The organism is Psychrobacter sp. P11F6, assembly GCF_001435295.1.
Lineage (GTDB): Bacteria > Pseudomonadota > Gammaproteobacteria > Pseudomonadales > Moraxellaceae > Psychrobacter.
The window spans coordinates 2,042,077-2,053,415 of record NZ_CM003594.1 but is presented as its reverse complement, the minus strand read 5'-3'; the positions used below and the strand labels follow the sequence as shown (position 1 = coordinate 2,053,415).

The window sequence follows — 11,339 nt, the reverse complement described above, 5'->3', positions numbered from 1 at the left end:
AATTTTTGGCTATAAACGATGGTGTTTAAATCGGTTTCCTCGTATGATGCAACCGTCTATTTGAGATCAATAAATAGACATAATTTATTACTATTATTGATAGATTTAGGTCGTTCACTGAGCAACCAAAGATTGTTAAAGGTCATATTTATGAACAGACATACAAGTCAATCAACCAATACTCAACGCTATTTTACGGTATGGCGTTGGCATTTTTATGCGGGAATGTTTATAGCACCTTTCTTAATTATCCTAGCTTGCAGCGCACTTGGCATGCTGTTGATGTCTAACATCTCAGGTCGTGATGATGATCGCCTCACCATTACCACCCCAGAGTCGGCGATGACGGCACCTATTTCTACGCAAGCTAAAAACGCGTTGAACACTTTACCTAACAGCACGCTGGTGAAATATATCGCGCCTCGTGATACGGACACTGTTGCCTTGTTTCAAGTTAAGTCAGCCAGTCATGAGAATATGGTGGCGGTGAATCCTTATACGGCTGATATCGTTAAAAGCACACCGACTAATAGTGGTCTGTACTATACCTTTAATGATATTCATGCTGATTTACTATTGGGCAAAGTCGGTGATTATATCCAAGAAACCACTGCTTCATTAACCATCTTAATGATTCTAACGGGTTGGTATTTGTGGTGGAAAAAACGCAAATCACTCAAAGCCATGCTTATACCCAATGATGCTGTAAATAATAAGAAAAAACGCTCATTCATACGTACCATTCATGCGACATTGGGCAGTTGGATATCTGTGTTGCTACTGTTTTTCTGTATTTCAGGAATGGCTTGGGCAGGCATCTGGGGCGAGCGTATGGTACAGGCATGGAGTCAGTTTCCTGCGGGCAAATGGGGCGTTGCGCCAATGCCGCTTTCTATTGATCACAGTCAACATCATGCTGGTATGGATATGAATAACGCTGAAGCCATGCCGCATGTTCATGGAGCAACACCAGACACGCATGGTGATGCACTAAATACGGGTAGTACCAAAGATGTGCCTTGGGTGCTTGAATTGACACCAATGCCAGCATCTGGCACGGTCGCTGGCAAGGATGGTATCGCGTCCAATATACCGATTATGATCGATACCGTAGATCGATTTGCTCGTGAGATTGGTTTTGTCGGACGTTACCAATTAAATCTGCCACAGGGTAGTACGGGTGTCTGGACGATTAGCCAAGACTCAATGAGCTATGATATGAAAAATCCAATGGCTGATCGTACGGTACATATCGATCGTTATTCGGGCAATATTTTGGCAGATATCCGCTTTGATGATTATAATGCTTTTGGTAAATTTATGGCGGCGGGCATTGCTATTCATATGGGGACGCTTGGATGGTGGAGCGTATTGGTCAATGTCCTATTTTGCTTATCGGTTATTGCTATTTGTGTGAGCGGTTACATCATGTGGTGGCAACGCCGTCCACGTCATGCCAGTAAAAAGGTTGGACTGAATCCACCAGCGCGTGGTCTCAGTTTTTCTATATGGTGGCCGTTTGCCATTCCTTTGTTAGCAGTGGCAATCATATTCCCAACCGCCATCATCGCGATTGTCGCTATCGGATTACTAGATTTCTTAGTCATTTCACGGGTTGGATTTTTACAGAAATTATTATTTTAAAATTAAATAAAATAAGAGAGCCATTCAAAAAGTCATTCTTATTTACACAAAATCGGGGCAACTTTATAAAAGATGCCCCGATTTTTATTGTTCGCCATTAACTTTTTATTAAGCCAGTATTTACGCCAACATAGCAATGGCATCGGCACTGGCACGTTGCCGCTCTTCAGCATTTAACTCAATTAATCGGCCTTCTTTCATCAGTAATAATCGATCTGCATGTTCAAAGTAACCATCATCATGACTGATGATAAACAGCGTTTTACCCAAGGCTTTGAGTTCAGGTATCAGTGTTTGATAAAACACTCGGCGAAAGGCAGGATCTTGGTCAGCCGCCCATTCATCGAGTAGCAGTATGTCTTTTTGTTCAGCCACAGCAATGAGCATGGCCAAGCGCTTGCGTTGTCCTTGTGATAGCTTGTCGGTCGATAATTGGTTGTCAGTCACGCTGACTTTATCTTGCAAATTGAGCTTGTGTAGCCATGTATTTACGAGCGCTTCATCGGGTTGCTGTCCCTCTCTACCAATCAGCTGTTTAAAAAGATGCTGATCGCTAAAAATGGCAGAAAAAAGCTGTCGGTAATCGGCGTTGTTTTCTGAGTCAACGAGCTGGCTGTCTATTTTTACAGCACCGATGCTAGGGGTGAAAATGCCCGTGATAATCTTGGCAAGCGTAGACTTGCCGCTACCATTTGCCCCGATTAAAAACACCACATCGCCACGTTTCAAAGTCAGATTAACCGATTTTAGGATATCGCTAGCATGCTCATTTTCTTTGACCGCTAGCTCATTTGCATCGGTATCAATACTTGCATAGCGATAGCCAATATTATTGAATGATATGGACTGCCAGTTGTTTACCACAATATCCGTTATAAAGGTTGATTGGTACTCCGCCAATTCTAACGATTGTATTTTATCCAGCGCCACTTGTGCCGTTTGTAAGGTCGGGTACGCGCCGACGGCATGGAGGATGGGTGATTGCATGAATAGAATGGTTAAAGAGAAAGTGGTGGCAATACCCATTGGAATAGCAAGATAATTTGACACGGCAAACACCACACCAATGGCTGCGAACATCATAATATTCGACCAATTCACGGCGGATAAATGATATGTATCCGATTTAACCACTCGATTTTGATAAGACTTGGCATGATTTAAGAAATCATTTTTATAGAGTTTTTCAGCGCGGTGTTGATTAAGCGCCAGCTCTTTGCGACCATCTATAATGGATTGATAGTCCTCATATAAAAGATCATTGATCTCTCTGAGCTCTCTTAAATGAGTATAGACATGCTTCACTAAAATGGTACTTATCCAAATCGTCATCGCAATCCAAAACATGACAATCAATAATAATGGCAGCGACAACCAGCCTAAATAAAGGGCGACACCAACCGATAAAATAATGCCTTGCACCAGCTCTGGCATACGCACAAAGGCGACGGTAATCGATTGAATATCTGAGGATAAGCTGGCGAGTAACCGTGCGCTACCCAAATGGTCTATTTGCGGAACTTTGGTATCGATGATTTGTTTGACCAGCTTGGTTCTGAGCTCGTAGACGAACTGATGCCCCAAACGGGTCAGTGCATATTGTGATACGAAGGTCGTGACTAACAGCAGCACCACCAAAGCTGAAAATTGACCCAAGCTTGCCCACGATAAGGTATTAAAAACAGGCTGACTGATAAAGGTGTGATTGATATAGGCAATGATGCCCACACTGACCGCCGCATTCACCAAATTAAGGAAAATAACTTTAAGAAAGGGCAGGCGATAGTGTGCCCAAATCATCTGATATAAAGAAACGGTGGCGTGAGAGGACATAATGGCTCAATAATAGAATGGTTTTTTGCGTATTTTTGATGGCATAAAAGGGAGTAGGTTGTGCCTAATCCCTTTTATCTAAGTCTTATAAATGTGGTTTAACCCGCATATCTTAAAAGTCGAAAGTCGCTGATACTTTTAGGGCAGTAGGCTCACCGGCATTTAAATACCCAGCACCCGCATAACCACCCACTGATTGCCAATAGTCTTCACCAGTAATATTAGTAACTACTCCTTTTAGCGTCACGTCTTGTCCAGCGAGCATGGTTTTGTAGCGAGCACCTAGATCTAGCGTGGTATAACCGTCAACTTTTAAGCTGTTGGCAGCATCAGCATAACGTGCGCCTGTGTGAATGATATCACCGGTCACCGTCATTCCTTCAACTGCCGCAATATCATATTCTAGGTTGACGTTGCTTTGTAGCGTGGGCAGTCCGATGACTCGGTTGCCGTCGAACGTCACATCGCCCGTGTCTTTTTGCTCAGCATTTAAGTAAGTAACACCAGCATTGAAGCGCATGTTTTCGCTTGGGCTACCAAATACAGTCAATTCCACCCCTTGGTGACGGTTTTCGCCTGCAGCCACAAAGGTGTTGGCGTCATTGATATAAGCACGTGGCTCATTAGTGCGGAATATCGCCAAACTACTGCCAATCAAACCATTGTCATACTTAACGCCAACCTCAGTTTGCTCACTCACATAAGGGTCTAAATTTTGACCACCATTGGTGACAGCACCACCATTATTAGTCAGAGGTGCCCTTGCGCCTGGCGCTAGGCTTTCGATATAGTTACCATAAACAGACCAGTCCATGCTTGGTTGATAGACAATTCCAACGCTTGGTGTCCACTCGCTTTTATCGTAATCAGCCGTTTTAGCCTGAGTGTTAGGATCATAGCTGGTGGTTTTTAAATTCTGATGACGCACGCCTAAAGTGGTTTTTAGTTTGTCATCGAACAGTGATATGGTATCGGCTAGCGCAAAGCTTTGGAACTGCTTCTCGTTGGTTAGTTTTGGATCGTCTAAGTTACCACCGAAGATTGCTGTGCTTGTAAAAGGGACCTCAGCGTAGTCGGTGGGATGGTACAAATTGGTCACGGGTTGATTACCAAAATCATAGGCGAAGGCCCCTTTTTCTTCTTGGTCATAGAGATCCGCTGCTAGTACCCAATTATGAGCCACTTCACCTGTTTGCCATTTACCACGCAGACCGAGCTGGGCACTTTGTACCAAATCTTTTCTAGAGTTATCAAAGCGATAAAACGTACCTGCACCATCAACATTGTTGACGGTTAGATTGGCCAGTGAGTTTTCTTCCTCACCACTTCGCACACCGTAAGCACCATAAGCGGTAATATTATCAGTAAAATCATATTCTCCTCGAATGGTACCAAAGACATCTTCTTCATCTGAATACGTCCAAGGCTGCGCCCAATTTTTTGAGCCGTGTGGTGCTTTTGGTACTCTAGAAACACCAGCAAGTGTGACACTAGGACGGGTCTCTTTGAGTTTGTTGTCTTGCCAGCCCAAATCAGCTGATAGTCGATACTGATCGCCTCTATAATCTAATCCTAACGCTGCCAGACCCAGTGTTGAAGATTCATCATCAATCGCGCTGTCGCCATCTTGATAAGCGGCATTAAAGCGAACGCCAAACGCATCCTCCGTGCCGAAGCGATCACTGACGTCTACGGCAACTTTGCCTTGATTGCCCTGACCATAACCGAGTGTCACCTTACGTAGCGGGTCATTACCAGCTCGTTTGGGTAGCAGGTTAATCGTACCACCGGCGTTACCACCACTGGGTGCTGCGCCATTGAGCATGGCGGATGCCCCGCGCTGAACCTCAACACGCTCGAACAATTCCGTTGCGATATACTGCCTTGGTAATATGCCGTATAGACCGTTATACATGGTGTCATCAGAGGTTGTGACAAAGCCGCGTATAAAGTACGCTTCTTGAAAGTTGCCAAAGCCTCTAGCGACACGAACAGTCGGGTCTTTTTTGAGCAGGTCGCCCACACTTTGGGCTTGTTGATTGCCGATATACTCATTGGTATATGAGGTAGTGGAGAACGGCGTGTCCATGATGTCTTGATTGCCCAAGATTCCGACACGGCTTCCTGTCGCTACTTGACCACCTTCATAGGCATCTGGCAACCCATCGGCTGATGCATCAGCACTACTGGTCACGACAATCTCATCGAGTACCACGCTTGGGGTATCGGATTGAGCGTCAGCATTTAAATCTGTTTGTGCCCACGCGGCTTGGCTTGCACCCAGTAGTATTACCGATGTGGACAGACAAGATGAGCACAGTGATTTTAATGACAAGGGATGGCGAGACATATTCAATAGAGTAGGGCGAAATAAAGCAGAGTATAAGCGAGACAGTTGCATGAATATTTCCAGCACATAGATTAAATGCTTATTATAATGATAATCATTTTCATTACAATATATTACTGGATTAAATCTCAATATATTTTTATCGTGTTAAGTGTACGTTTTTGTTAGGCAAAGTAGTAAGTCGTCTAAAGTTGATTAATTACACTATGTTGATTAGTCGCGCTACACCAGCAGCAACGATTGTTATTAGCTCAATTTAGCAGTCAGCACAAGTGGTTAGTAAGTGGCTAAATGCTTTCTGTTTATGACTAAATTTTTGCTACTTATTAAATGCTTGCTGTTTATAGAGATATTCCACTTATAAAAAACATAATGATTATTGCGCACGCCAGTAGACTTTAATGACCATATCCTGACGTGATAACCCAAGGGTTGCCTTTAGTTGCTTTCGCAATGATTTGATATCTGCTGCTTCCAGCGCGCCCCATACTTTGTCAATATTGACAGGCAGTCGCGCAAATTGTGTATTTAATAATGCCATTATTTGCTCAGTAATATCAGTTGTTGGAGTATTAACCAGATGGCACACATTATCTTGCAAAAAATGCGCATCGTGGCGCAGTTGATTACTGAGTGTTAGCGTATGTAAATAACGGATATCGTCTGGATCATTAGTGATGGCAATGACAAGAGGCGGCAAAGGATTCTGCCAGTTTTCCAATAGATTGGCCACCGTAGGCAAAGAGGTTTCATCACAGATGAGTAAGCACTGACCAGTGCTGAGATGTTCTATTTTCTCTGGATATTCACGTACCGTTTTGATTTGACTGCCACAGTTAAGTGCGCGTGCCCAATTGCCTCCTGCCGTGTCGCCATGAGTATAAACGTCTATCCACGCTTGGACAGACGAGCTGCTCGAATCTCGCCATGCTTTTCGCAAGGTATAGTAGCGCTGCAAAGGTTTGTCGCTATCTTTGGGCTGATGTTTTGTAGCAGATAGACCGTCCGCATCTAGCTCAAACAAATACGCGTAGCCCGGATGAGAGAGTGGCGTACTATCGGGTGCGGTTACTAGCAGTCGATACATATTGGGGCTGGCATAATAGCCATTAATGACCGTAAAACGCTGTTCTTGAAGCTTGATCGTGCGCTTGCCAAGCTTATTGGCAGAGGTTTGCAATAGCGTTATATATTGCTCCTGTAGCGTCATAGAGTCACTAATAGGAACTATAAAATCGATAAAATATTGACGGCTGAGCTTGCTGCTGTTTGTCAAGGTATCGTTGTCATGATGGGCGGTTGTGACATCCATTAATATCCCATCAGTATACAGCTCTGCTATCGAGGCGATCTCGTGCTCACTCACTGCCGTGTTAGTAAAGGCATTGATAAACATCGCGAGTTCATCTTGATGCTCTTCATTGACATGACTCATAAACTGGGCTTTGTCAGCCATGTCGAGCGGTGTTTTATCGAAATCGTACTGAGTAAGTGGTTGAGCCATAAAATGTCGTCCAAGCCAAAATTCAAATAATTATTCAGCAAAATTTTTATTAATAAATGATTGGCTGCTGATTAAGGGCAAGATGGAAATATAATAGTTAATAAGCATAAAACATGCAAATGTTAATGATTATTAATGTCATCTAGATTTTTATTACGATAATATACCATAGGTTAATTTATTTACAATCATAAAAGGACTGGTGTTATCGAATGACTAATAGCTTTCTTGTAATGCTTGGCAGTGGTGACTCTTAAACCGTGTATAAACGTGATCGCCCAACCTATTTTTGTAAGCTATCAAACCTTACAAAAATAGGTTGGGCGAGCTAAAGTCGAACAGTAGAGTGTTAAGGAGCAGGTTGAATGTCTATTTTAAATTCCCATGAGGTCGCAGTCGTCGCTGAGTTATCAGGGTAATTGATTTTATCCAAACGCACGCGGGCATAGCTATTGCCTTCAGCAGATCTAATGAGCGCACCTTGAGCACTGTCAACCGCTTTGGCATTTAGTTGATGGGTCATGCCATTGTAGGTATACCAGCCAAAGTCTAGGTTCGGGAAATTACCCGTATAAGCAGGATTGAGATCCGAGCCTTTACTATCAATGACCCAGCTTCTGGCACTCATCGGTTTATCGTACACAGCGGTGTTGGTAAGGTCGGTTAAAGTCGCCGCACTACCATCGGTTATAAACTTGCTGACAATGGGTTCACCTTTATCGTCATAATACCCTATTGGTGTTTTTGATAAGAAGCCACCAACTTTGCCTTTATTAGTGCCAATCGCAGAATCGCCACCATTTAAAATGACGCTATTACGCTTAAAGCCAATCTGCCAAGAGCTGTTTTTATCGGCGCTACTTTGTCCTGTGGTTAGATCAAAATAGACCCAGTTATCATTGTTTGAGGCATCGATGGTTTGCGTTTGTACCTTGTTCGGTAGCGCCGTATCAATCCAGCGCAGAGTAGGGTAGCCAGAGGTTCCAGCATTATTATAGTAGTTGGTAACCTGCATGGCATAAATAGGCTGCTGGACGCTGCTGTCTGTCATGGCGCTGCTATTATCTGTGGTGACAAGGTAGACACGATTGTTCGGGTAGAGCTGATGGTTGTCTTTTAAATTGTATTCAAACCAAGGCTGTGCATCAAAAATACCACCACTACGGTCTTCATTGTAGTGCATGGTAATATCACGACTGGTATCAGGATCTTGAGTTGCATTGCTATAACGGCTCAAATCTGACCAATCGATTAAACCAAAAACGCCGCCTTTACCTGCGCCAGAATCACCGCTATTTGACCAAAGCTTGACCGAACGCGCTTGGTTATCAAACTTGATATCCCACTTATCCTCAGCACACGAGCTTTCAGCTTTGGCATCAAAGTCATAACAAGTCGCAGTATTAGGCGCTAGATTGGTGACTTGCCAAGTGGCCGTTTCGCTAAAGCTGGCACTGCTCACAGGCGGGGTAGTGCCGCCATTACCGTTACTGCCACTACTGGTGCCATCACCGCCGCCACCGCAGCCGGTCATGCTGAGTGCTAAAATACTGCCACTAAACAGTAATGCCAATTTGGTAGGCTTGGTGTGAACTGCTGGGAAAATGGGGGTCATATCAGCTTCCTTGAAGGTTGTGGTTTCAGATAGAGGGTACAAAATAAGGGGAAAAATAGCGGTACAAATACACTTGCTTTAGAATAATTGTGAATCAAAGACTTACCAATGGTAGCTGGCGCCAAGTAACCACTCGCGATTATCAATGGGACGATAGTCACTGGTATCGGTGACATCACGCTGCACATCAAAGATATTATTAATCGCTGCATACAAGCTCAAGTTTGCAGTTGCGTCATAATTGAGCTTGCTATCGAGCGTCCACCAAGACGGTGAATACGCTTGCTCGCTGGTACTAATCAGCTGTTTGGATTCATAATTGAGGCGCGGGATCAGCTGTAATTTGTCATTAAGCTGATAATCTAGTGCCAGCATCGCTTTGTGATTGGGCTTATAGGTCAGCTCGGTATCTGTCACATTGTTATGCGTTTTTAAATAAGCATAGCTGGCTTGCAGTTTGGCGCGCTCGTCCACTTGCCAGTCAAGGCCAATATCGCCGCCATAGGTTTTGGCACTATCGACGTTCATATATTTATAAATGGCGATATTTCCCTCAAAGCTTGCATTGTCTTCATCGGTCTGAATCAGATCATCTATCTCGTTATAAAAACCATTGACCGTCAAATTCACGGTGTCGCTCAGCTGACCTTGATAGCCGATCTGGTAACTGGTTGAGGTTTCAGGCTGCAAGTCAGGATTTCCCATGACTTTATAACCCAAATTGCTATGGTCAAAGACGTAGTAGCGTTCTTTCAGGTTGGGCACGCGATAACCACCGCCAATACTGCTACGAAAGACATGGTCACGACTGCTGGCATCCAAATGGTTGTATTTGAGTGATACTTTTGGCGCTGTATGACCACCAAAGTCTTCATCGTTTTGATAGCGAATACCGCTCAAAACTTCCCAGTTATCGCCAATCAGCCAATCATCTTGTAGATATAGCTCACCGACATCACGGCTGACGTCATCGCTGATGAGCTCGCTGACTTGGTTTTTCGTTTGGCTTAACTTGTCTTGCTGAACCTGACCGCCGACTTGGATAAGATGAAGGTGATTATCGGATAGCAATAGCTCAGGTAGATCGATCTGGGCTTGTGCCAACGTCATACTAATCTCTGTATCACGGGCACTAGTGATGGCTTGCTGCGTTTTAGTATTGGATTCGCTTTGATATTCCTCATGCAGCGCTTGTGCGGACAATCGATAAGTCCTGCTGCGATCATCGACATGCGGCGCGATATCAGCGCGTGCCCCGATACTAAAGCGCTGCTTGGTGATGTGTTCATCTCTTTGCTGTGCCAAATAGCGCGGCGCGACATAGTAATTAAAGCGACTAATATCGTCTTCTTTATAGTGGCTGGCTTCTAGCCAATATTGAGAATTTTTGACCAGTCGGCTATCGTTGCGGTCATTGTTATTACCTGATGTGTCGTTACCGTCAGGGCGGTAGCTGAGGCGGGCACTGACTTGTGATTGCTCGCTGGCATCTTTTAATCTGGGCCATGCTTCATGGTCTAAGCTTAAGCCATCATTGTCCAGATACGAGCCTGATAGACGCGCGTGAAAGCGCTGGTTTTTATCCAATGCCCCTTCCACGCTGGCTTCTACATAGCGCTTATTGGCATCTAGCGTTTTACCAGATGGATTTTGCTGCCCATTGCTGGCAATCTCGGTGGTGATATGTCCTGTTGCCGCGCCAATGGGTTTGGTGATGATATTAATGACGCCGCCCATCGCTGCGCTACCAAACTGCGCTGATGCCGCTCCTTGCACCACCTCTATCTGTTCGATATCCATATTCATATACTGATTCAAGTTTACTGTCGAGCCAGTGCTGGCTGTGATCGGTAAACCATCAATCAACACCAATACTTGATCACCCGTGAAGCCTTGCATGCTGACTTCGTAACCTGTCTTGCCGTGGACTTCACGTAAGTAGACATTGGGCAACAAGGCCAGCGCTTCTTTTAAAGTATGAGCATGGTTGTCATCGAGCTGCTGGCGGCTAAGTACTTGCAGGGCAACTGGCGAATCACTTAAAGCGCGCTCAGAGCGAGTCGCCGTTACCACGATAGGGTCTAAACGTGTGCTCGGCATGGCTGCATCGTCGGTCATATCACCATTCGTCTCTGCGAAAATAGGCGCTGCTTGGGCTAAAACTGACGTGAATGCAAACAATGCTAATGCCACACTTATGGCTAATGGGCTACGACGCAGCAGTGAGGGATGGGTGTCTAGTCCCGTATGAGTCAACGATAAATCAAACGCTAAAATTGACATAAGTAAAACAGCCATCGTAAAAAGAGAAAGTAAGAAAGTCGCGCTGCTTAAAGACCTTTTGCTACAAAAAGAGCGATCTAAAGCGACCGTTTCATAGTATTAATTATTAA

General features: G+C 44.4%; 6 protein-coding genes. 1 reads left to right on the top strand and 5 read right to left on the bottom strand.

Translation table 11 applies throughout. From position 1 onward, the window contains the following. Nucleotides 1-150 precede the first annotated feature (150 nt). Entirely contained in the window at nt 151-1,644 is a 1,494-nt protein-coding gene (locus AK822_RS08420) for a PepSY-associated TM helix domain-containing protein (RefSeq protein WP_060491293.1), read from the top strand. Between the two features lie 120 nt (nt 1,645-1,764). Here the strand turns inward: AK822_RS08420 and AK822_RS08415 are convergent, their stop codons facing one another. The 5 genes from AK822_RS08415 to AK822_RS08395 form a co-directional block, all read right to left on the bottom strand. After that, nucleotides 1,765-3,477 (bottom strand): multidrug ABC transporter permease/ATP-binding protein, encoded by a 1,713-nt coding sequence (locus tag AK822_RS08415; RefSeq protein ID WP_060491292.1) that lies wholly within the window; start codon nt 3,475-3,477, stop codon nt 1,765-1,767. A 112-nt stretch (nt 3,478-3,589) separates the two neighbouring features. Then, nucleotides 3,590-5,878 carry a TonB-dependent receptor gene (locus AK822_RS08410; protein ID WP_087945607.1) on the bottom strand — a complete coding sequence of 763 codons (2,289 nt, stop codon included), beginning with the start codon at nt 5,876-5,878 and terminating at the stop codon, nt 3,590-3,592. A 325-nt stretch (nt 5,879-6,203) separates the two neighbouring features. After that, nucleotides 6,204-7,331 (bottom strand): siderophore-interacting protein, encoded by a 1,128-nt coding sequence (locus AK822_RS08405; protein WP_060491291.1) that lies wholly within the window; start codon nt 7,329-7,331, stop codon nt 6,204-6,206. Between the two features lie 349 nt (nt 7,332-7,680). Then, nucleotides 7,681-8,946 (bottom strand): HmuY family protein, encoded by a 1,266-nt coding sequence (locus tag AK822_RS08400; RefSeq protein ID WP_060491290.1) that lies wholly within the window; start codon nt 8,944-8,946, stop codon nt 7,681-7,683. 102 nt (nt 8,947-9,048) lie between these two features. Next, nucleotides 9,049-11,229: a TonB-dependent receptor plug domain-containing protein gene (locus tag AK822_RS08395; protein ID WP_060492239.1), complete on the bottom strand. Its 2,181-nt coding sequence runs from the start codon at nt 11,227-11,229 to the stop codon at nt 9,049-9,051. Nucleotides 11,230-11,339 lie beyond the last annotated feature (110 nt).

Excerpts from the sequence above, each read along its gene's own strand:
- AK822_RS08395 (WP_060492239.1), bottom strand. The coding sequence starts at position 11,229 with ATGTCAATTTTAGCGTTTGATTTATCGTTGACTCATACGGGACTAGAC.
- AK822_RS08420 (WP_060491293.1), top strand. The coding sequence starts at position 151 with ATGAACAGACATACAAGTCAATCAACCAATACTCAACGCTATTTTACG.
- AK822_RS08405 (WP_060491291.1), bottom strand. The coding sequence starts at position 7,331 with ATGGCTCAACCACTTACTCAGTACGATTTCGATAAAACACCGCTCGAC.
- AK822_RS08415 (WP_060491292.1), bottom strand. The coding sequence starts at position 3,477 with ATGTCCTCTCACGCCACCGTTTCTTTATATCAGATGATTTGGGCACAC.
- AK822_RS08400 (WP_060491290.1), bottom strand. The coding sequence starts at position 8,946 with ATGACCCCCATTTTCCCAGCAGTTCACACCAAGCCTACCAAATTGGCA.
- AK822_RS08410 (WP_087945607.1), bottom strand. The coding sequence starts at position 5,878 with ATGCAACTGTCTCGCTTATACTCTGCTTTATTTCGCCCTACTCTATTG.